The following is a 19560-nucleotide window of genomic DNA, read 5'->3' as shown; positions in this document are numbered from 1 at the left end:
AATTGTTATACCATAACAAAACTCTACCTATTGTCGGTCAAGTTTGTATGTTTAAGCGCGTCGTGTTTTTGGCTTTATCGCTGTTGTGCCTTAGTTCTCCTCTTTATGCTGCGAGCGGTCTCACGGCGTATCAAGATTTTATCCAGTGGGTGATTGCTCAACAGGCAACCTTTCATCGTGAATTGGTGACGCTGGTTCGCTCTATCAGTAAAGGTGGCAGCCCCGCGTTGTTATGGGGGTTAATCTCCACCAGTTTCTTTTATGGTGTGTTTCATGCAGCGGGGCCGGGGCATGGCAAAGCGGTGATTTCTGCCTATATGCTGGCCAGCAAAGCGCCGTTGCGTCGTGGTATCAGCCTAGCGTTTTTGTGCGCGGGCGTGCAGGCTGTGATGGCCGTGGTGATCATTGTGGTGCTGAGTCAAGTGTTTTCTTTGGCGGGCAAAGCAATGAAGATCAGTCAGTTTTTTGAAGTGGCGAGTTTCGCCGCAGTTGGTTTGATTGGTGTGTGGATGCTGGTGCGTTTGTCGCGAGGCAAATCCAGCTGTGGGCACGACCATTCGCAAGACCATGTGCACGATCACGCCAGTCACTCTCATATCAAGCACGGGCATGCAGAACATGCTCACTCAGAACAGGCGCACACAGGTTCGTGTTGCGATCATGCTCACCACAACGAGCAGACTCAAGAAGCCAATGCGGCGCGTCGCGGTTTATGGGCCATGGTGGCCGCGGTGGGGATTCGTCCTTGTACTGGGGCGATTCTCGTTTTGTTGTTTTCGTTAAGTGCCAATATTTTCGTTTGGGGCTTAGTGGCGACATTTGCCATGGCGCTGGGCACGGCCATCACGGTGGCGGCTTTGGCGGCAGTCAGCGTGTTTGTGCGCGACACGGGGTTTGCCATGAGCAACGAGCACCAAGTATGGCGTCAACGAGTAACCCGTTTATTTGGTTTTGTAGCCGCTTTGGCTTTGGTCATCATCAGTGTGTCGATGATTTGGAGTTACCTAGGTAACGCAGGAAGGGCTTTTTAATGATTCACGATAATTCACAATCACATCACAATCACAACCAGTGCATTAAAACCGCCTTGGCCACAGCCGAGACGCTGTGTACGGAGCAGGGGCAGCGCTTGACCAAGGTGCGTCGTCGCGCACTGGAACTGATTTGGGAAAGCCATCGCCCGCTTGGTGCTTATCAGTTATTGGCAAAATTGGCCGAGGAAGGCTTCAATTCTGCGCCACCGACTGTGTATCGAGCGTTGGATTTCCTGTTGAATGCGGGCTTGATTCACAAGGTGGAATCGATGAATGCGTACTTAGGTTGTGCTCATGCCGACAAGGCACACAAAGGATACTTTCTGATTTGTGATCAATGCCACAATGTGATGGAGTTCGACTACCAAGACATTCACGCCTCGCTGATTGAAAAAGCCGCGCAGCAAGGGTTTGAGCTGCGCTCTGAGACTATCGAATTGATTGGTTTGTGTGCAAGCTGCCAGAGTGCGGCTGCGTCAGCAGGAGCGTCAGCATGAGTCAGCAATTGGTTGCATTCGATAAAATCGGTATTACTTTTAATGGGCGTGTATTGCTGAACAGCATCGACATGAGCATCAGTGAAGGGGAGATCGTTACCCTGATTGGTCCTAACGGCAGTGGTAAAAGTACCTTGATTCGCACCTTGCTCGGACTACAAACGGCGACATCTGGCGAAGTGATTCGTCACAAGAGTTTACGCATTGGTTATATGCCGCAAAAGTTACACATAGACCCCACCTTGCCTCTAACAGTGAAGCACTTTTTGGCCTTGGTACGAGGCGTCGATAAGGCGAAAATCGTTCCCACGTTGGAGAAAGTTGGCATTGGGCATTTGCTCAGTTCGCAAGTGCACGTGTTATCGGGCGGGGAAACACAACGCGTTTTACTAGCACGAGCTTTGCTGAACAACCCCAACTTATTGGTACTGGACGAACCGGTGCAAGGGGTAGATGTGAACGGTCAGGTGGAGCTGTATAACTTGATCGAAGGTATTCGCAATGAGTTAGGCTGCGGTGTTTTGATGGTGTCCCACGATTTGCACTTGGTGATGGCGAAAACTGACACCGTGGTGTGCATCAACCAGCACGTGTGTTGTTCTGGCAGTCCACAGCACGTGACTGGTCATCCGGCGTATCAAGCCTTGTTTGGTGTGCCCGGTGCGGATGAATCCATTGCGATTTACGCTCACCAGCACGACCATGTTCACGACGAGCACGGTGATGTGTTGTCTGAGAGCGAGGATGCAAACCACAAGGGTGCGACATCCGCTCACGCCAATTGTCATCACTCTTAACCATTTCTTAAAAGCAGCAATACGACAAGACCGATATTTCGTTTGGAGTTGGTAAAACCATGTTAGATCTTTTGTTTAGAGCCTTAATCGGCGGATTAGGGGTAGCGTCCGTCGCTGGGCCGTTAGGGGCGTTTGTGGTGTGGCGACGCATGGCCTATTTTGGCGATACGCTGGCGCATTCAGCGTTATTGGGTGTGGCGCTGGGGTTCTTGTTCGACATTAATTTGAATTTGGCCATCATTGTATTGTGTGTGGGCTTGGCACTGGTACTGGTGACGCTACAGAAAAAACATATTATTGCCACAGACACTTTATTGGGGATTTTGGCGCATTCGGCCTTGTCTCTGGGTTTGGTGGCGGTGAGTTTTCTCGATAATATTCGCATCGATTTGATGGCGTATTTGTTTGGTGATTTGCTGGCGATCAGCCAAACCGATGTGTACTGGATTTACGGCGGTGGCTTGGCGGTGATTTCTTTACTGGTGATATTTTGGAAGCCGTTGCTGGCGGTCACAGTTAACGAAGAGCTGGCCAAAGTGGAAGGTTATCCCGTCGAGGCGATTCGTTTGTTACTGATGTTGCTGGTGGCTTTAGTGATTGCCGTGGCGATGAAGATCGTCGGCGTTTTGTTGATTACTTCCTTGATGATTATCCCCGCCGCGACGGCGCGTAAACTCTCGAATACACCGGTGCAAATGGCGTCCATTGCCAGTGTGCTTGGCTGTTTGTCGGTGTGTGGTGGCTTGTGGGCGTCTTATCATTGGGATACGCCGACGGGCCCAAGTGTTGTGGTGTGTGCCGCTTTTTTGTTTTTGCTGGCTTACAGTTTGCCGTTCAAACGATTGGGTTAGTTTTCGTAACAAAAGTGGATATCTCTTCGTCTAATGTGTTTAGATCAAGTCAAAGTCAACGCCATGGTGTGTTTATCCTTGGCTTAACCATAAAGAAGAGGTGTATGAATGCCGGGTTTTTCCAGTATACGAGGTCGTCTTAGCGCGAGCTATTTGGTGTTGATCGCCTTGTTGGTTGTGGTAGTGATGTTATCGGTGAGTCGCTTTCAATTGATGTCGGGCAGCATTCGCAGCATCGTTGACGAAAACGCCGCCTTGGTAGAATTAACCGGTGAGCTTAACGTAGACGCCGAAAGTCTCGCCAGCCGCTTATTGTTGCTGTTTGTTTTGGAAGAGCGCGACGCCCGCGTCGCCATTTACAAAGAGATAGACGCGCGCAATAAAAACTTAGACGACAACTTAGAAATCATGTCTGCGTTGGTCAAATCCGACCACGAAATCCGCATTATTGAAGACCTTAAAGCTCAGCGAAAAGTTTACCAAGCAGCGCTACAGTCTACGGTAGAAGCGCTGGAATTTGGCGAACTCGACGACGCAAAGCAATTGATGGCTGGGTCCACTCGCGACGAGCTACAAACCTTTCTTACGCAAACCAAAGCGCTGGGTGAATATGAGCGCAACATCATGCAAGCCAGTCAGCAAGAGGTGTTATCAGAATCCGATTGGGCTATTTGGCTGATTGTTGGTGTTGGTATTTTGGCTATTTTAATTGGCATGGTGATGTCTATATTGATTACTCGTAGCATCGTTCGGCCATTAGATTACGTGGTGACCTTGCTGGATAAATTTGCCCATGGTGATTTATCGCAATCCATTACTACGGAACAAACCGGTGAGATTGGTCGCTTGCTCGACAGCGTAAAACGCATGCAAATCAGCTTGGCTGGCGTGATTAAAAAAATCGACAAAAGTGCTAAAACCGTGGTCAGTGCGTCGGACGAGATTCGCACCAGTGTGGCCGATGTGAACCAAGGGTCAAATACTCAAGCCGTGATGGCGAGCGACATTCAAGGTTCGGTCAGTGAGTTATCCAATGCGGCGCGAGTGATGGCCGATCATGTCAGTATTTCGCGTAATTTGGCGGAAGCCGCTCACGACTTGGCCAAACATGGCAAGCAAGTGATTACCTCAGCGGCGACGGACATTACCGACGTGGCGGCGTATATTGAAGAAACTTCCCATGCGGTGGCGGAATTAAACGAAAGTGCCAGCACGGTGACCGAGTTTGTGAACAGTATTCGTAACGTGGCAGAGCAAACGAATCTGTTGGCACTGAACGCGTCGATCGAAGCCGCCCGTGCCGGTGAAAGTGGTCGAGGCTTTGCCGTGGTGGCCGATGAGGTACGCAATTTAGCGACCAATACTGCCGAGGTAACCGCGTCGATCGATAAGGTCATTACTACAATCAGCAGTTTGTCGTTGCAGATCTCCAATGAAATGGCGAAAGGCCAAGAGAAAATGCGTCACGGTGTGGCGCAAATTGAAGATGTGGTGACGCCTTTGCGTCAATTGGAACTGGATTCAGCGAAATCCTTAAGCAGTCTGGATGATTTGTCTGGCTTAGCGCAGCAGCAAGCCCGTGAAGCCAATGACATTGCCGAACACGTGACTCGTATTGTGGAAGTCACGGTAAGCAATGAGCAAACTTCTAAGCGGTTGAGTACACTGACCGACGCCTTGTCTGGTGCGGCGGCTCAAACGCAAGAAGCCACGTCGACCTTTACTCTGCCAACGCGTTAGAGGCTTGTCTTTTCAATAGCAAATGGTCCAACGAGAACATCCCCGCACCGCGGTACATGAGCAACAAGGCAATGACCAACCATGTTCCGTGAGTCGGGTACGCATCTGGATACACTAAAAACTGAATCACCAGCGTCATCCCCGCCAAACCAAACGCTGCAAAGCGCGTGAAAAACCCCGTTAGAATCAAAATAGGCAAGAGGTGCTCGGCAATCGTCGCCAATAGTGCCGCGAGACTGGCGGAAATCAACGGCAAATTGTATTCGTATTCGAATAAAAACAAGGTGGATTCTTTCAGTTGCGGCCAGCCTAATTGTGCTTCCATGCTAATGAGATCAAGAGAGAAGCCTTCTATTTTGGTTTGACCAGATTTCCAAAACACCGCCGCGATGGAGAATCGCGCGATAAACAGAATCAAGGATTCTGGTATTTTCTTAAACATGATTTCTGATAGTCGCAGCATGGAAGTAACCATGTGATTTCCTCTTATTGGTCGCGTTATGGTGGGTGTATTTAGTCTCGATGGCGCCTAGCTGATGTGTGTCAGCAATTGCCATTCAATGATTTTGGCTAGGCTAGAGCCAAGATCAAAGGTGTCATCGTCAGGAATGGCATCGCCCAATGTTTTGCCTTCCATCAGGTTTTTTATAAATTCAGATTCAGCCGGGCTGATCACGCGCAATTCGGCATACAAGTCAGATTTTGCCAGTAATAGATGCTCGTTTGCATCGATGGTCAGCGTCGCTATGATGTTGTGTTGTTGGTTTTTATGAGCGAGATACAAAGAGCCAATAGCAAAAGTCGTCACGACAATGTGTGCGTTTGGCGGTAACGACAAGCGTAGGGCGCTAGGGTCTTCTACTTGACTAAAGGCGGCGGAAACCTGCTCGTGATCGAGCGTTGGGTATTCAGCGGTGTGCGTGAGCGCCAATAATTGATGCTCTAGCGCGGCTATGTCGGCCAAAAAAGGCACGCTGTCCGCCGGAGTAAAGCCACGAATAAAGGCGTCAAATTCTTGTCCGTAATCGCTAATGACCGGCGAGCTGGGAAGGTTGTTTTGCACAAACTCACGAGCCATGGCGCGGAAGAATTCATCGCCGACCAGTTGTTGCGTCACAGGAAAAATATCGGCTAAAGCATCGATCAGAGAGACAAACACATTGTTACGATACACATTGAAACGCGTGTGCTTTTCGTCGTTGCTTTGGCCTTTGATCCGCGAATACACCTGATCATTTTGATGCAGTAAACTAGCTGCAAACGCTTTATGCATGGGGTTGTCCTCGCTTGATGCGGCTGCGCACCTGATCGGCCTGTTGCGCTTCGGCGAATAACTGCTCGAAAGAGGGAAGGTTGCCATCTCTTTCAATCAATGTGGGACGATCGCCCATGCGAGTAAGAGCGTGCTCGTATAATGCCCAAACTTGATCGCACACGGCTTGGTCGTGGCTGTCTATTTTGAGCGGCACATTTGGATTTTGGTCGAGTGTGTGACCCGCCAAATGGATTTGTCCAACGTCGTGGGTAGGGAAAGCATCTAGATAGTCGTATGGATTGGCCTGACGGTTAAAGCAAGACACTTCTACATTGTTGATATCGAGCAATAAACCACAGCCACTGCGCTTTACCATGGCGGTTATAAAATCGATTTCGCTAAAATCGCTGTGGGTAAATTCAAAATAGGTGGACGGGTTTTCAATCAGCACTGGGCGTTGAAGCGCGTTTTGCAATTGATCGATATGATCACACACTCGCTGCAGAGAGATTTTGTCGTAGGCGACAGGTAATAAGTCATTGAAAAAGCCTTGATCGTGTGTTGACCAAGCAAGATGCTCAGAAAACACCGCAGGCTGTAGATCGTTAACCAGTTGCACCACGCGTGCTAGGTGTGATTTGTCCAGAGGCAATGCGCCGCCGATGGATAAGCCAACCCCATGAACGGTCATGTCATAGTGTTCACGGATCTTGTGCAGATAATGTTTCGCGGGGCCGCCTTGACTCAGGTAGTTTTCGGCGTGAATCTCGAAGAAGCCCAGGGCGGGCAGAGCATTTAAAATGTCGTGATAATAAGCCGGTTTTAAACTCACACCGGATGCGGATAAAAAGCCAGAAGACGCCGTGGCGTCTTGGCTTTTTTGAACAGAAAAAGGCAGGTTCATTGGGTCGCTTAGAAGGCTTTTAGTTGGCCGTGGCCCGTCGCCGATGTTTCAGAGGCGGTATCCACGCAAGTGCCTGCTGGCACTAGTTTCCACGCGTTGGATTGGTAATCGGTTTTTGAGGTGCCCGCGCATGACGTTCCTGGGCCCGCTGCGCAGTCGTTTTGCCCTGCCAAGGCAACGCCGTAACATTTTTCTTTGCTGGCCGCTTCTGCTGGCGCTGTTACAGCAACAGCAGAAAGAGCGATGGCCGTACCTAGAGCAAGAGATAGAGTTGCTTTTGTGTTTTTCATAATCAGAGCCTCACGTTTTTAATAAAGGGAAAATCAATTCATAGTTGTGTTACGAATTCTTTGACGTTACGGCCAAAGAGTTTATTACACAACAAACTCAATTTTTTTCTTCGTGCTGATCTTTAGGCTTAGTATAAGCTTTGGATAGATCTCTTAAACTGCCCATTTGTTTACCAAATAAACGACAAGGAGGACACATTGTCGTGTGCAATGTCAGCGCCATTTTTTCTTTGGCACTCAAGGGGCGATCTAATTTTTCCGAGAGCATTTGGGCTGCTTGCTTACAATTCATCATGATTTATGACTTCTCCTTTCCAAACCAATTGTCCTCTAAGCACTCCCGCAAACGTAAACGGGCGCGATATAAGGTGACATTGAGGCTGGTGACCGATACGTCTTCGTTATGACAAATCTCGGGAGTTTCCATTTCGAGAAATTCTCGCATCATAAACAGTCGACCGTATTTGGCCGGTAGAGCCTCTAGGCAGGCGTCGAATATTCGCCAAAAATGTTCGTTTTCCACACCGTGATCTGGCTGATCCCATTTTTTGGGACGTTCGTCCTTTTGCCAGTGACCATTTTCTTCGAATAAGTGTTCAATAAGAGCCTCACCACTAAGGTTTGGCCCATCTTCTAATTGACTGGCGACCACATGACGCTTTTCCTTGCGCAATAAGTCTATGACCTTATTCTTTAGGATGGAAAACACCCAGGTTTTAAACGCCGACTGTCTGGCAAAACGATCAATGTGTTGATACGCCGACAGCATGGCTTCTTGCACCGCGTCTTCTGCTAACTGAATATCCCGCACCTGTAATCGTGCAAACTTCAGCATTTGCACACGTAATTCTTCGATAAAAGCCCCATCTTGAAAGATGTTGCTGGCTGCTGAAGAATCCATTTCAACAGAGAGGGTCGCATTTGTCATTGAAGCCTCAAAGCGTTAGCTGTAATAGGACGACCTTGCATGACGATTTCTTACAAGGTCTCTGCATTATTTTTAAATTATTTTATGAAGGCTCGTTAGCTTCAGCGATGTACTCGTCTTTTAGTTTGACGTAGTTAAGCCCAGCGTATTGAAAATACTCGATTTCTTTTGCGTTCAAAGGACGAACCTGTTTGACGGGAGAGCCTAGGTACATAAAGCCTGACTCAAGACGCTTGCCCGGTGGCACTAAGGAACCAGCGCCGATGATGACTTCGTCTTCGACCACGGCACCGTCGAGAATCGTGGTGCCCATGCCAACCAAAACACGGTTGCCGATAGCGCAGCCATGCAACATGGCCATGTGACCCACGGTGACATCGTCGCCAATGGTTAGCGGGTGGCCTTCGGGTTTGTAGGTGCTGGCGTGGGTAATGTGTAGACAGGAGTTATCTTGAATGCTGGTGCGAGCGCCGATTGTAATGCGGTGCATGTCGCCCCGAATAGCGACTAATGGCCACACGGAGCTGTCTTCGCCGATGGTGACATCGCCTATCAGTACGGCGCTGTCATCTACCCAAACACGATTGCCCAACTGTGGCGTTTTGCCACGAAACGCTTTCATCACCATAAATTCTCTCCTAACAGATGATTTTTCTCATAAAATGAAGAAACTATTAACACAATAGCGATAAGCGCATTGAAAAACGACAAAGACCACCTATCTTATTAGGCACAGTGAAGCGAAATTCGCGTCTTATTTTGCCTTGTTAAGGCGACAGAGTAAGAAGGCAAACTGCCACATCAAACGCCTTAACCTTACCTCGAAGGATATCACGATATGTCACAGTCTGTATGGGATGCGACCAGTTTACCGGACTTTACCGGAGTGGACGTTGCCAACATCGAAACGGATTTAACCGCTCTTTTGAAACGCAACCAAGAAGCCATTGAGGCCTGCGTGTCAGAAAACACTCACCTAACTTGGGAAAGCTTGGTATTACCATTAGATCAACTGCATGACGATTTGAACAACTTCTGGTCGCCGATCGGGCATTTAAACTCCGTCAAAAATACGCCCGAACTGCGCGCGGCGTACAATGCTTGCTTGCCAAAGTTGACTCAGTTCTACACAGATTTAGGCCAGAACAAAGCCTTGTATCAGGCGTACAAAAGCTTATCAGAAAGCGACGCGGCAACAGCGCTAAGCGTGGCGCAAACAGAAGCTTTGAGCCAAACCATCCGCGATTTTGAATTGTCTGGTGTGGGCTTAGAAGGCGAAGCCAAAACCCGCTACGGCGAAATCAGCCAGCGTTTGTCTGAATTGGGCAGCCAGTTCGGTGAGAATGTGTTGGATGCCACACAAGCATGGAGCAAGCTAATTACCGACGAAAGCGAGCTATCTGGTTTGCCAGAATCTGCCTTGGCGCAAGCCCAGCAAATGGCCAAAGCCAAAGATCAAGAAGGCTGGTTGTTTACGCTGGATTTACCGTCTTACATTCCGGTGATGAGCTACGCGGATAACGCCGAGTTGCGCGAAGAAATGTACCGTGCTTACGCCACACGAGCTTCGGATCAGAGTGGCGACATCAAGTTCGATAACGCGCCCTTGATCGACGAAATCTTGTCGTTGCGTCACGAAATGGCGCAGATTTTAGGATTCGACAACTACGCAGAATTGTCCGTGGCGACCAAGATGGCGGAAAACGGCCAGCAAGTAATCGACTTTTTAGAGACGTTGGGTAAACAATCTAAAAGCGCAGCGGAAGACGATTTGGCACAGCTCAAAGCCTTCGCCAAAGAAGAAAATGGCGTCGATACCCTAAACTCTTGGGACATGACCTATTACGCGGAAAAACTGCGTCAGCACAAATACAGCATTTCTCAAGAAGAGTTGCGTCCGTATTTTCCAATGAACAAGGTATTGTCGGGCTTGTTTTATGTGGCGCAAACTCTGTTTGGCGTGGACATTCGCGAAGAAAAAGACTTCGATACCTACAACAAAGATTTGCAGCTTTTCACCATCAGCAAGGACGGTGAAGATGTGTCGCGTTTTTACCTCGATCCATACGCTCGCGAAGCCAAACGCGGCGGGGCCTGGATGGATTCGTGTCGTACACGTCGTCGTTTAAGCGATAAGCGTTTGCAGCTGCCGATTGCGTATTTGGTGTGTAACTTTACGCCACCGATCGGCGACAAACCGGCTTTGCTCACACACGACGAAGTCACCACCTTGTTCCACGAATTTGGTCATGGTTTGCATCATATGCTGACCCAAGTAGATGTGTCGTCCGTATCGGGTATTAATGGTGTGGCGTGGGACGCAGTAGAGTTGCCGAGCCAATTTATGGAAAACTGGTGTTATGAGCCAGAAGCGCTGGCGCACATTGCGGGTCATTATGAAACAGGTGAGCCGTTACCGCAGGATTTACTCGATAAAATGCTGGCGGCGAAGAACTTCCAATCGGGCATGCAAATGATGCGACAGCTGGAGTTTTCCTTGTTTGATTTCCGTTTACACCGTGAATACCAAGCGGGTATGTCGGTGCAATCCGTTATCGACGATGTGCGCAGTAAAGTGGCGGTAACGACGCCGCCTGAGTTTAACCGCTTCCAAACCAGTTTTTCGCACATCTTTGCGGGGGGTTACGCGGCGGGTTATTACAGCTACAAATGGGCTGAAGTCTTGTCGGCCGATGCGTTTTCGAAATTTGAAGAAGACGGCATTTTTAACACTGAAACAGGCGCACACTTCCGTGATACTATATTAGCAAATGGTGGTTCACGCCCAGCGGCGGAATTATTCGCTGCATTTCGTGGACGCGAACCAAGCACAGACGCATTACTTAGACACAGCGGTATTGCGGCGTAAGTCGTCAGAGGTGACAAGGTTATGACAGTAAAACGCTTTATTGCGGGTGCCGTTTGCCCCCGCTGCAGTGAAATGGACAAGATTCGTGCTTGGCGCGATGACGAAGAAGAAAAGCAGTTTCGTGAGTGCATTGCATGTGGTTTCACCGATGTGCAGTCGACCGTAGTGCAAGCCCAGCCGACGGAAATTCCTACTCGGGTAAACGCGCCACACAGCAGCGCGCCGGACGCCGAAGAAGTAGTGATTAACTTTATTCCTAATCCGGGTATGACCAAGCACTGAGTGTCTAAGGTGTTGTTACTGTCTTAAAAACGGTCATACAAAAAACGGATTCCCTTCACAGAGAATCCGTTTTTTTGTGTCTACAATTCGTTCCTGCCTACGATTAGTCGTTGTCGGCGTAACCGCTGCCGATGGCGCTGAAAGGCATGTCTAGGTTGAGCTCTGGTACTTGTAGGCCAATCCAGGTAGGAAAGGTATTGCTGTTCGGGCCAGGAAACACTGTGTATTCATCCGCCCAAGGGTAGCGCTTTACTGCATCGCGGATGCGTGGGATCAGTTCGTCGGCTTTGGGGCCAATGATTGACAGTACTTTTTCAGGCTTGGCGCCGAACCAGTAGCGATCGGGTGTGGTTGTGGTGTATTCAGACAGCGCCGGTAAGCCGCGACGTACTCGCCAGCCAGTGACTTCGTACACAGTGTATTCTGCGGCGTTGGCTTCTTTGATCGCAACCCAAGTGTGCACCGCAAACCAACCGCGCCAACTAAAGGCGTCCGCGGCGTAGAACTCGATCACCGCGGCTTTTTCTTCACTGGGCGATGGGGCAATACCAGCCGGTTCGCGGCTCGCTGTGCGCCAATTGTCATTGGTGGAGCAAGCGCTAAGCAAGAGCGCCATAAACACAACACCGAGGTATTTGGTCATTCGTGTTTCCCTTATATAAAAACTAATTAAATAATATGAGTGGAACACAAGGGAAGATCAAGCAGGCTATTGAGCATTAACTAAGGATAAAAGTAAGGAAACGGCCTCGATGGAGGCTGTTCTGAGAGAGTTTTATAGCGTTAAAGAAAAGCGATTAGTCTTCCATTTGCGCTTTATCGACAATTTGGCTGTCGCCGATGTCTTTCGGCAAAATCAGATTCAAGGTAATCGCGACGATACCGCACAAGCTGATGCCTTGCAGGCTGAATTCGCCAATGCCAAACGCCATGCCACCGATGCCAAATACCAAGGTCACGCCGACAATGATTAGGTTACGCGACTTGTGCAAGTCCACTTGGTTTTTGATCAGGGTGTTTAAGCCCACCGCCGCGATGGAACCAAACAGCAAAATCATAATGCCGCCCATTACAGGTAGCGGAATGGTTTGCAGTGCCGCGCCGAGTTTACCCATCCATGCCAACACAATGGCGGCAATGGCGGCCCAGGTCATGATCACAGGATTAAAGGCTTTGGTCAGCATGACAGCGCCAGTTACTTCACTGTAGGTGGTGTTTGGTGGCGCGCCGACCATAGCCGCAGCCATGGTGGCAATGCCGTCGCCCGCAATGGTACGGTGTAACCCCGGTTTTTTCAGGTAGTTTTTCCCAGTCACGTTGGAGATCGACAAAATATCACCCACGTGTTCTACGGCAGGCGCGATGGCGACGGGCAACATAAACAGAATCGCGTTGATATTAAATTCTGGTGCGGTGAAGTTTGGCACAGCAAACCAATCGGCGTTGTGAATCGCGTCGAAGCTGACAATGCCACAAAACAAACTCAACACGTAGCCCACGACAATGCCGCCGAACACGGGCAAGAGTTTCAACATGCCTTTAGCAAACACACTGATCAACACGGTCGTCAGCAAAGACGCTAAGGCGATCCAGATCGCTATATCGCCATCGACTAGCTGCAAAGAACCATCACCACTTTTGCCTAGCGCCATGTTGACAGCAACGGGTGCTAACCCCAAGCCAATCACCATGATGATAGGACCGATAACCACTGGCGGTAGCAGTTTATGAATAAACCCTGCCCCCTTGATGCGGATAAATCCGCCCAGTATTACATAGACTAAACCGGCGACCATTAAGCCGCCCATGGTAGCGGGAATGCCCCAGGTTTGTACTCCATACATAATGGGCGCAATAAAGGCGAAGGATGAAGCGAGGAAAATCGGCACACTGCGTCGAGTGGTCAATTGAAACAACAGGGTTCCGATTCCGGCACCAAACAGCGCTACGTTAGGGTCAAGTCCGGTTAATAAAGGAACAAGTACAAGCGCGCCAAATGCAACAAACAGCATCTGAACGCCTAATACGGCATTTTTCATGGTGGGATTCCTTGTGGTATTTGCATCGTTTTATTGAGTGGTCGCGATTTTATAGACAACAACAGGCGAGCGCCAGAAAGTCATGCTTTTTAAACTCACTAGACTGTCAGTTTGCTGAGTGTTTTCCAAACGAATGTCTTAAATGTTTACTCTATCTGAACACTTACTGGTGGCGCAATTCGCTAACATAGGCAATAACTTTTAGCAGATAGAGTGTTTATTATGTCTAGTTATCATCCAGTTTCTTCAATGCTTTCGCCGGCTAATCGTTTGCAGCGTTTGGCCAGTCGTTCGCTCTTTACGGTGGGTGTCTTGTTTAGCATGACGGCGTGTGCAAGCTCATTGCACACAGATGCTTCGTCACGTGCCCAATCTTCGGCCGCCCAGCCTAAAGAAGGGGAAGTGTTCGACTTTGCTTGGCTGAAGGGGCATGCGCGTCAATTGGCGGCGCAGCCTTATCAAAGTCATCAGGGGGAGTTGCCTGATAGCTTAAAGCGCTTAGATTGGGACGATTACCAACAATTGCACTTCAAAAAAGACGCTGCTGTATGGCGTGATGAGCCGTCTGAGTTTCGGGCGGAATGGTTTCATTTGGGATTGGGCTTCGATACGCCAATACACATGAACGAGTTGGAAAACGGTGAATCGACGCCGATTCCGTATTCCCCCGCTGCTTTTGATTACGGCAAGTCCCAAGTGGACGGCGAAGCGCTGCCGAAAGACTTAGGCTTTGCCGGTTTTAGAATGCAATTTTCGACAGACTGGCAGCGAGACGTGGTGGCGTTTTTGGGTGCGAGCTATTTCCGCGCGGTAGGCAGCGAAATGCAATACGGCTTGTCGGCACGTGGTTTGGCGGTGGACACGGCCATGCCACATCCAGAAGAGTTCCCGGTGTTTACTGACTTCTGGTTAGAAAAGCCGGAACCTGGCTCCGATAAAGTGACTGTGTATGCCTTGATGGATTCCCCAAGTGTGTCGGGCGCGTACCGCTTTGATATGTCGCCGGGCGAGCCCTACACCATGAAGGTGGATTCTGCGATTTACCCTCGTGAATCGATTGAACGCCTAGGGGTAGCGCCCATGACCAGCATGTTTATGATTGGCGAAAACGATCGTCGTACTAATTATGATTGGCGCGCCGAGATTCATGACTCCGATGGATTAGCGATGCAAACGGGTAAGGGGGAATGGATCTGGCGGCCGCTGGGCAACCCTGAGCAGTTGCGTTTTAATGCCTACAGCGATGAAAACCCGAAAGGCTTTGGTTTGATGCAGCGTGATCGTAATTTCGACCATTATCAAGACGACGGTGTGTTTTATGAAAAACGTCCTAGTTTATGGATAGAGCCACTGGGTGATTGGGGTAAGGGGTCCGTGCAGCTAGTGGAAATTCCCACACTGGATGAAACCTTCGACAATATAGTGGCGTTTTGGAACCCAGCCGAACCGGTCGAAGCAGGTCAAGAGCTGCTATACAGCTACAAGATGTATTGGGGCAGTCAACCGCCGGTGCAGTCGAACCGTGCTCGTGTGGTAGACACCTTTACCGGTATTGGTGGCGTGATTGGTAAAAAGCGTGACTATTACAGTAAGCGTTTTGTGATTGACTTTGCTGGTGGCTCTTTGGCCATGTTAGGACAAGATGCCAAGGTAAACGCCGTGATTACCACGTCGGATGGGCGAACTGAGATCGAGTCTGCGCGCCCTTTGCACTCTATCGATGGTTATCGCGCTATGTTTGATTTGGTACCGCCCAGCGAAGAGGGCACACCAAAGCCGATTAACATGCGTGTGTACTTAGAAGCCAATGGTCAGCCGTTAACCGAAACATGGCAGTACCAATGGACACCGCCGCCGGTAGAAGACCGCGAATTACACAATGCTGGTCATTTAAAATAAGTCGACTAGTCGATATTCAAGGAATCGGGCGGGCAATAGCGCATCGGCGTTAGAGCTCGCCCTTGTGCCGTGTAGGCTAAAAACCGACTTCGCAGCACTGGTGGCAGTTGTGCAGCCGTGAGCGCAACGAAATGGTGTTTTGTATAAAAATCTTCAAGGTGTGTAAAAGCAAAACAATAACAAGGGCGCTCACTGAGCGCCTTTTTTATACAGCCGAGTAAATGACCGCCTAGACCTTGATTTCTCTGGCTTGGCTCAGTCACCATGGCCGTGAGCAACTGGTCATCGCCGAGTTGTTTTAATCTAACAGCACACAAAATAGCGCCCTTGTGTTTGATCACCCAGATAGGGTCGGCTTTATTGGGTTTTCCACTCGGATAGTGCGCTTGGTAGAATTTTTTGACCAGAGGAAACCAAAGAGAAGGAACTCGCTCGGCATTAGGGTAGGATATTGGCATGTTTTAATCAGTGTGGTGATGTTGGTGGCTTTGTCACGCGATGATAGCACGCTGGCTTTTATTCAAAAGGCGAATTATGCAACCTAGAATTAGTATGCAAACTAAAATGGCGCAATGGCACAAGCGGGTATGGGTGTTTCCTATGCTGATGACGCTCAGTGCGGCGAGCCAGGCCGCTTTCGTATATGAGGCCGATGAGCCTTTTTCACGTTATATCGAGCGGGCAGAGCGGCATTTGATAGCGCATAAGGTGTGGATCAATGAAGAGGATAAGGCAAGGGAACTGGCGGCGGTGATGCCGTTTGAACTTTTGCCAGACGCAGAGCAATGCGCGCAGACACCTAGCGTCGGTGTTTTGCTGTCCCATGGTTTATCAGATTCACCATTTTCTATGCGCGATACTGCTTACGCGCTGCAACAAGCCTGTTATCAGGTGCGCGTTGTTTTATTGCCCGGCCATGGAACGCGAGCGGAAGACTTGCTTGATGTGACGCGAGATGATTGGCGTGACACATTTCGCCATGGGGCCAATAAGTTCAGTCAAGAAGTGGATACCTTGTACGTAGGGGGCTTCTCAACGGGAGGCGCTTTGGCAACAGAATACGCTTGGCAACACGAAGACAGTGTGGCAGGCGCGGTACTGTTTGCGCCTGCGTTTAAGGTCAACAGCGGCATCGATTGGTTGTCCCCTTGGCTGGCGCTGGTAAAAGACTGGCTGGATAAAGAACCCAGCGACGATTTTGCCAAGTATGCATCTATTCCTGTACCAGCCATCGCAGAGATTTATCACTTGGCAAAAGAAGTGAGAACCGAGGTGACGGACAACCCCAAGCATGTGCCGGTGTTTATTGCCTTATCGGATGAAGATCAAACCGTGGATTCCTCGGTTTCCCAAGAGGTTTTCGATACCGGCATGATCAGCGAAAACAGCCAGATGGTGATCTACAGCCAAAGCCAAGAAAATATCAAAACAGCGCGCTTGAGCGTGCATAATAGCCACTGGCCTGATGAGCAAATTCTTGGTTTGTCGCATATGGCGATTCACGGCCATCCGAATAATCCTTATTATGGCGCGACGGGCGAATATCGCATTTGTGGTTGGTATTTGTCGGATGCGACTCAATATCAGGCGTGTCGCACGGATACGAATAATTGGTTTGGTGAGCGTTCCATTGCGCTGACAGAAAAAAGCCCGCATGCGGCGCGCGTATCGTGGAATCCGCATTTTGATGAGCTCATGCAAGAAGTGACTATTTTTTTACAAACGAACATAAATAAGTGATGGCCGATAGGGCCATTGGAGAATCTGGATGCAAGCTGTTCTAGCCCTGCTTAGTGACAATGAATTCCACTCAGGTGAAGCCTTGGGGGCGGCCTTGGGGGTGACCCGTGCCGCGATATGGAAGAAACTAAAAAAATTGGAAAGTATTGGCGTTACAGTGCATTCGGTAAAAGGTCGAGGTTATCGCTTGCCGTCGCCGATTGAGCTGTTATCACAAGCGAGACTGCGTGAACTGGGTGTGCCGGAATCGGTAGCGTTAGGATTATCGTTCGAGACGGAATCCACCAACGACGATGCGAAAAAGTACATTGCGCAGGGCGCGCCTTTGCCTGTATTGATGTCAGTAGAGCGACAAACCCATGGCAAAGGGCGTCGCGGTCGTCAGTGGGAGTCTGGTGTGGCGAAAAACCTCACATTGTCGTTTGCGTGGCGATTCGATAATGGCCCTAGTGTGACCGAAGGCTTGAGTTTGGCTGTCGGCGTGGCGGTGGCTCGAGTGTTAAAAAAGATCGGTGTGCCAAACCCCGGGTTAAAATGGCCGAATGATGTGCAAATCGATGGGCAAAAAATTTGCGGTATTTTGTTGGAAATGGTCGCGGATCAAGACGTGTGTCATGTGATTATCGGTATCGGCTTAAATGTGGAAATGGACGCCAGTTTCATGACCCAAGTGGATCAGCCGTGGACGGATTTGGTGTCGCGTTTGGCGGATCGTCCGAGTCGCAATGAAATTTTAGCTGAACTCACTAAAGAGCTAATAGAGGTGTGCCGCTTGTTTGAAGAGGGCAATGGTATGAAACATTTTCAGCATCATTGGCAAGCCTATGATGTGTTGTTTAATCAGTTGGTTACCGTGAGTACGGTTTCGCAACAGCGCCAAGGTATTGCGCGCGGTATCGATGGCAAAGGCGCGCTGATGTTAGAAGAGAATGGTGAACTAGTAGCGTTGCACGGAGGGGAAATCAGTGTGCGACGTGGCTAGTGTGTCCGATGCAGTGAAAGTATTAGTAGTGGATGCGGGAAACACCAGCGTCAAATTTACTGCTTTTGAGGGCAATGAGGTGTTGTGGGTGCAGCGTGATGATTGTCTGCCTGCATTGGATGAGTTTGTGCCCAGTGTGATTTATTTCGCCAGTGTGCGCTCGCAAGAACAGAGCGCCTTGTTGCATGCCGATCTTGCCGCGCACTTTCCAGCGAGCCGTTGGTGTCATGTCCAAAGTGAAAAAACCGCTTGTGGGGTCAAAAATGCCTATCATGAACCAAGCCGCTTAGGTGTTGACCGTTGGCTCGGCGTGGTGGCGGCCCATCATGTGATTAAAGGTAAGGTGGTGATTGTAGATGCTGGCACCGCGATTAAGGTGGATGTGGTGAACCAAATTGGTGAGCATTTGGGAGGGTACATTACTCCGGGCTTAGCATTGATGGAGACGACCTTGTTAGCGAACACCGCCAAAATTCGTTACGACGCTGGGGAAGTGATCTCAGGGCAGGGTTTGCCTGATTCCACAGCGCGCGCGGTGACGGAAGGGTGTTACGAAATGGCATTGGGGTTCTTAGAGCGTTTATATCATCGTTATACGGATTATACTTGGGTCGTGACGGGCGGTGACGCTCGAGCATTATTGGCTTCTTTGGGTGTGCCCTTGGTTTACGAGCCGCATTTGGTCGCATACGGAGCGACATTGGTGGGAAGTGAGAAATTGCGAGGCAATCCATGAAATGGTTCTTTTTGTTTATTGTGCTGCTGAACGCAGGATTTTTAAGCTGGCACAGCTTTGTCCAAGATAAGCCTAAACAAAAGGTAGAGTCTGTATATGGTCCTCCTGTCAGTGAGAAGATTCACCTGTTGTCAGAGCCTTCTGCGGTGTCAGACGAAGACTACAGTGCGGGTATGGTGGTGAAGAACAACATCGAGACGGCCTTGAGCCAAGCATTAGCCAATGCGGATCGTTTGGCTGATGATGCGTCCGATGTATTCTGTCCGCGCTTAGAAACGGAACGACAAGATGATAAAAGGCAAATCACTCAAGCACTAAACGCACTGGGCTGGCCTTATCAAGAGCGAGAAATAACAGGTAAACGCCCTAAATTTTGGCTGTATATTGCTGCGCCTGATACACCAGCGCTTGCTGAGCGTATTGTCAAAGAGCTGGCGGCAAAGTCTATTGATAGTTTTGTAATTAACCGTGCTGAAATGAAAAACCGCATTTCTTTGGGTTTATATTCATCGAAGGCTCGGGCTGAAGCGTCGCGACAGAAAATCCAAAATGCTTCTGGTTATGCTGTTGATGTGTATGAACATCTTCGAAATGTACCTATTCAGCAAATCGATGTGAGCGAGGCGATTGATGAAAGAGACTGGGAGCAGTTTACCTCGCGCTTTGATCTGACTAAGACAATGATAAAAGTAGAAAAAAATCCTTGCTAGCGCTTGC

The 19560-nt window shown here is 49.5% G+C and carries 22 protein-coding genes; 12 read left to right on the top strand and 10 right to left on the bottom strand.

The window, feature by feature from the left end; genetic code table 11:
• The first annotated feature begins 47 nt into the window (after nucleotides 1–47).
• The 5 genes from J9B83_RS10645 to J9B83_RS10625 all read left to right on the top strand — a co-directional run bounded on the left by J9B83_RS10645 (nucleotide 48) and on the right by J9B83_RS10625 (nucleotide 4919).
• The gene (locus J9B83_RS10645; protein ID WP_211536723.1) at nucleotides 48–1031 is read left to right on the top strand and encodes a nickel/cobalt transporter; all 984 of its coding nucleotides are present in this window, start codon (nucleotides 48–50) and stop codon (nucleotides 1029–1031) included.
• Nucleotides 1031–1531: a Fur family transcriptional regulator gene (locus tag J9B83_RS10640; RefSeq protein ID WP_211536722.1), complete on the top strand. Its 501-nt coding sequence runs from the start codon at nucleotides 1031–1033 to the stop codon at nucleotides 1529–1531. Before J9B83_RS10645 ends, J9B83_RS10640 begins: the two co-directional genes overlap by 1 nt.
• Nucleotides 1528–2328, top strand: coding sequence for a zinc ABC transporter ATP-binding protein ZnuC (gene znuC / locus J9B83_RS10635; RefSeq protein WP_211536721.1), 801 nt, complete (start codon nucleotides 1528–1530; stop codon nucleotides 2326–2328). The genes J9B83_RS10640 and znuC overlap by 4 nt, the downstream gene beginning before the upstream one ends.
• Before the next feature lie 59 nt (nucleotides 2329–2387).
• A complete protein-coding gene (znuB, locus tag J9B83_RS10630) occupies nucleotides 2388–3179 on the top strand; it encodes a zinc ABC transporter permease subunit ZnuB (RefSeq protein WP_211536720.1) in 792 nt (263 codons plus the stop codon).
• Nucleotides 3180–3287: 108 nt separating this feature from the next.
• Entirely contained in the window at nucleotides 3288–4919 is a 1632-nt protein-coding gene (locus tag J9B83_RS10625) for a methyl-accepting chemotaxis protein (RefSeq protein WP_211536719.1), read from the top strand.
• Here J9B83_RS10625 and J9B83_RS10620 read toward each other — a convergent pair.
• The 7 genes from J9B83_RS10620 to J9B83_RS10590 all read right to left on the bottom strand — a co-directional run bounded on the left by J9B83_RS10620 (nucleotide 4900) and on the right by J9B83_RS10590 (nucleotide 8924).
• On the bottom strand, nucleotides 4900–5394 hold the full coding sequence (locus tag J9B83_RS10620; RefSeq protein WP_211536718.1) for a DoxX family protein: 495 nt from the start codon (nucleotides 5392–5394) through the stop codon (nucleotides 4900–4902). The genes J9B83_RS10625 and J9B83_RS10620 overlap by 20 nt on opposite strands.
• Before the next feature lie 54 nt (nucleotides 5395–5448).
• Nucleotides 5449–6192 (bottom strand): HvfC/BufC N-terminal domain-containing protein, encoded by a 744-nt coding sequence (locus J9B83_RS10615; protein ID WP_211536717.1) that lies wholly within the window; start codon nucleotides 6190–6192, stop codon nucleotides 5449–5451.
• The gene (gene bufB / locus J9B83_RS10610) at nucleotides 6185–7078 is read right to left on the bottom strand and encodes an MNIO family bufferin maturase (protein WP_211536716.1); all 894 of its coding nucleotides are present in this window, start codon (nucleotides 7076–7078) and stop codon (nucleotides 6185–6187) included. Before bufB ends, J9B83_RS10615 begins: the two co-directional genes overlap by 8 nt.
• An 8-nt stretch (nucleotides 7079–7086) precedes the next feature.
• The gene (locus J9B83_RS10605; RefSeq protein WP_211536715.1) at nucleotides 7087–7368 is read right to left on the bottom strand and encodes a BufA1 family periplasmic bufferin-type metallophore; all 282 of its coding nucleotides are present in this window, start codon (nucleotides 7366–7368) and stop codon (nucleotides 7087–7089) included.
• A gap of 97 nt (nucleotides 7369–7465) precedes the next feature.
• Nucleotides 7466–7663 (bottom strand): zf-HC2 domain-containing protein, encoded by a 198-nt coding sequence (locus tag J9B83_RS10600; RefSeq protein WP_211536714.1) that lies wholly within the window; start codon nucleotides 7661–7663, stop codon nucleotides 7466–7468.
• A 3-nt stretch (nucleotides 7664–7666) separates the two neighbouring features.
• On the bottom strand, nucleotides 7667–8296 hold the full coding sequence (locus J9B83_RS10595; protein ID WP_211536713.1) for an RNA polymerase factor sigma-70: 630 nt from the start codon (nucleotides 8294–8296) through the stop codon (nucleotides 7667–7669).
• Nucleotides 8297–8378: 82 nt separating this feature from the next.
• A complete protein-coding gene (locus J9B83_RS10590) occupies nucleotides 8379–8924 on the bottom strand; it encodes a gamma carbonic anhydrase family protein (RefSeq protein ID WP_211536712.1) in 546 nt (181 codons plus the stop codon).
• A gap of 210 nt (nucleotides 8925–9134) precedes the next feature.
• On the opposite strand from J9B83_RS10590, the gene prlC reads away from it, so the two are divergent.
• Both prlC and J9B83_RS10580 read left to right on the top strand, forming a co-directional pair.
• A complete protein-coding gene (prlC, locus tag J9B83_RS10585; protein ID WP_211536711.1) occupies nucleotides 9135–11165 on the top strand; it encodes an oligopeptidase A in 2031 nt (676 codons plus the stop codon).
• A 21-nt stretch (nucleotides 11166–11186) separates the two neighbouring features.
• On the top strand, nucleotides 11187–11447 hold the full coding sequence (locus tag J9B83_RS10580) for a YheV family putative zinc ribbon protein (RefSeq protein WP_211536710.1): 261 nt from the start codon (nucleotides 11187–11189) through the stop codon (nucleotides 11445–11447).
• A 103-nt stretch (nucleotides 11448–11550) separates the two neighbouring features.
• Here the strand turns inward: J9B83_RS10580 and J9B83_RS10575 are convergent, their stop codons facing one another.
• Entirely contained in the window at nucleotides 11551–12090 is a 540-nt protein-coding gene (locus J9B83_RS10575; protein ID WP_211536709.1) for a DUF3750 domain-containing protein, read from the bottom strand.
• A gap of 154 nt (nucleotides 12091–12244) precedes the next feature.
• Complete coding sequence (locus tag J9B83_RS10570) at nucleotides 12245–13486, bottom strand: uracil-xanthine permease family protein (protein ID WP_211536708.1); 1242 nt, start codon at nucleotides 13484–13486, stop codon at nucleotides 12245–12247.
• Between the two features lie 222 nt (nucleotides 13487–13708).
• Between J9B83_RS10570 and J9B83_RS10565 the strand changes: the two genes are divergently transcribed.
• On the top strand, nucleotides 13709–15385 hold the full coding sequence (locus J9B83_RS10565) for a glucan biosynthesis protein (protein ID WP_211536707.1): 1677 nt from the start codon (nucleotides 13709–13711) through the stop codon (nucleotides 15383–15385).
• A 5-nt stretch (nucleotides 15386–15390) separates the two neighbouring features.
• Here the strand turns inward: J9B83_RS10565 and J9B83_RS10560 are convergent, their stop codons facing one another.
• The gene (locus J9B83_RS10560) at nucleotides 15391–15843 is read right to left on the bottom strand and encodes a GNAT family N-acetyltransferase (protein WP_211536706.1); all 453 of its coding nucleotides are present in this window, start codon (nucleotides 15841–15843) and stop codon (nucleotides 15391–15393) included.
• Between the two features lie 76 nt (nucleotides 15844–15919).
• On the opposite strand from J9B83_RS10560, the gene J9B83_RS10555 reads away from it, so the two are divergent.
• The 4 genes from J9B83_RS10555 to J9B83_RS10540 are packed head-to-tail and all read left to right on the top strand — an operon-like array spanning nucleotide 15920 to nucleotide 19553.
• The gene (locus tag J9B83_RS10555; RefSeq protein ID WP_236037249.1) at nucleotides 15920–17125 is read left to right on the top strand and encodes an alpha/beta hydrolase; all 1206 of its coding nucleotides are present in this window, start codon (nucleotides 15920–15922) and stop codon (nucleotides 17123–17125) included.
• Between the two features lie 28 nt (nucleotides 17126–17153).
• Nucleotides 17154–18107 (top strand): biotin--[acetyl-CoA-carboxylase] ligase, encoded by a 954-nt coding sequence (locus J9B83_RS10550; RefSeq protein ID WP_211536705.1) that lies wholly within the window; start codon nucleotides 17154–17156, stop codon nucleotides 18105–18107.
• Entirely contained in the window at nucleotides 18091–18843 is a 753-nt protein-coding gene (locus J9B83_RS10545) for a type III pantothenate kinase (protein WP_328797730.1), read from the top strand. Before J9B83_RS10550 ends, J9B83_RS10545 begins: the two co-directional genes overlap by 17 nt.
• Nucleotides 18840–19553, top strand: coding sequence for an SPOR domain-containing protein (locus J9B83_RS10540; RefSeq protein WP_211536704.1), 714 nt, complete (start codon nucleotides 18840–18842; stop codon nucleotides 19551–19553). Before J9B83_RS10545 ends, J9B83_RS10540 begins: the two co-directional genes overlap by 4 nt.
• Nucleotides 19554–19560 lie beyond the last annotated feature (7 nt).

It is taken from the genome of Marinomonas vulgaris (genome assembly GCF_018145875.1).
GTDB lineage: Bacteria > Pseudomonadota > Gammaproteobacteria > Pseudomonadales > Marinomonadaceae > Marinomonas > Marinomonas vulgaris.
This window is presented reverse-complemented; position numbering and strand designations above follow the sequence as displayed.

Bases quoted from the DNA above. Each gene is read 5' to 3' on its own strand.
- J9B83_RS10615 (WP_211536717.1), bottom strand. From the start codon at position 6,192: ATGCATAAAGCGTTTGCAGCTAGTTTACTGCATCAAAATGATCAGGTG.
- J9B83_RS10620 (WP_211536718.1), bottom strand. From the start codon at position 5,394: ATGGTTACTTCCATGCTGCGACTATCAGAAATCATGTTTAAGAAAATA.
- J9B83_RS10580 (WP_211536710.1), top strand. From the start codon at position 11,187: ATGACAGTAAAACGCTTTATTGCGGGTGCCGTTTGCCCCCGCTGCAGT.
- J9B83_RS10550 (WP_211536705.1), top strand. From the start codon at position 17,154: ATGCAAGCTGTTCTAGCCCTGCTTAGTGACAATGAATTCCACTCAGGT.
- J9B83_RS10645 (WP_211536723.1), top strand. From the start codon at position 48: ATGTTTAAGCGCGTCGTGTTTTTGGCTTTATCGCTGTTGTGCCTTAGT.
- bufB (WP_211536716.1), bottom strand. From the start codon at position 7,078: ATGAACCTGCCTTTTTCTGTTCAAAAAAGCCAAGACGCCACGGCGTCT.
- J9B83_RS10565 (WP_211536707.1), top strand. From the start codon at position 13,709: ATGTCTAGTTATCATCCAGTTTCTTCAATGCTTTCGCCGGCTAATCGT.
- J9B83_RS10555 (WP_236037249.1), top strand. From the start codon at position 15,920: ATGCAACCTAGAATTAGTATGCAAACTAAAATGGCGCAATGGCACAAG.
- J9B83_RS10600 (WP_211536714.1), bottom strand. From the start codon at position 7,663: ATGATGAATTGTAAGCAAGCAGCCCAAATGCTCTCGGAAAAATTAGAT.
- J9B83_RS10570 (WP_211536708.1), bottom strand. From the start codon at position 13,486: ATGAAAAATGCCGTATTAGGCGTTCAGATGCTGTTTGTTGCATTTGGC.
- znuC (WP_211536721.1), top strand. From the start codon at position 1,528: ATGAGTCAGCAATTGGTTGCATTCGATAAAATCGGTATTACTTTTAAT.
- J9B83_RS10640 (WP_211536722.1), top strand. From the start codon at position 1,031: ATGATTCACGATAATTCACAATCACATCACAATCACAACCAGTGCATT.
- J9B83_RS10625 (WP_211536719.1), top strand. From the start codon at position 3,288: ATGCCGGGTTTTTCCAGTATACGAGGTCGTCTTAGCGCGAGCTATTTG.
- J9B83_RS10560 (WP_211536706.1), bottom strand. From the start codon at position 15,843: ATGCCAATATCCTACCCTAATGCCGAGCGAGTTCCTTCTCTTTGGTTT.
- prlC (WP_211536711.1), top strand. From the start codon at position 9,135: ATGTCACAGTCTGTATGGGATGCGACCAGTTTACCGGACTTTACCGGA.
- J9B83_RS10590 (WP_211536712.1), bottom strand. From the start codon at position 8,924: ATGGTGATGAAAGCGTTTCGTGGCAAAACGCCACAGTTGGGCAATCGT.
- znuB (WP_211536720.1), top strand. From the start codon at position 2,388: ATGTTAGATCTTTTGTTTAGAGCCTTAATCGGCGGATTAGGGGTAGCG.
- J9B83_RS10605 (WP_211536715.1), bottom strand. From the start codon at position 7,368: ATGAAAAACACAAAAGCAACTCTATCTCTTGCTCTAGGTACGGCCATC.
- J9B83_RS10540 (WP_211536704.1), top strand. From the start codon at position 18,840: ATGAAATGGTTCTTTTTGTTTATTGTGCTGCTGAACGCAGGATTTTTA.
- J9B83_RS10595 (WP_211536713.1), bottom strand. From the start codon at position 8,296: ATGACAAATGCGACCCTCTCTGTTGAAATGGATTCTTCAGCAGCCAGC.
- J9B83_RS10575 (WP_211536709.1), bottom strand. From the start codon at position 12,090: ATGACCAAATACCTCGGTGTTGTGTTTATGGCGCTCTTGCTTAGCGCT.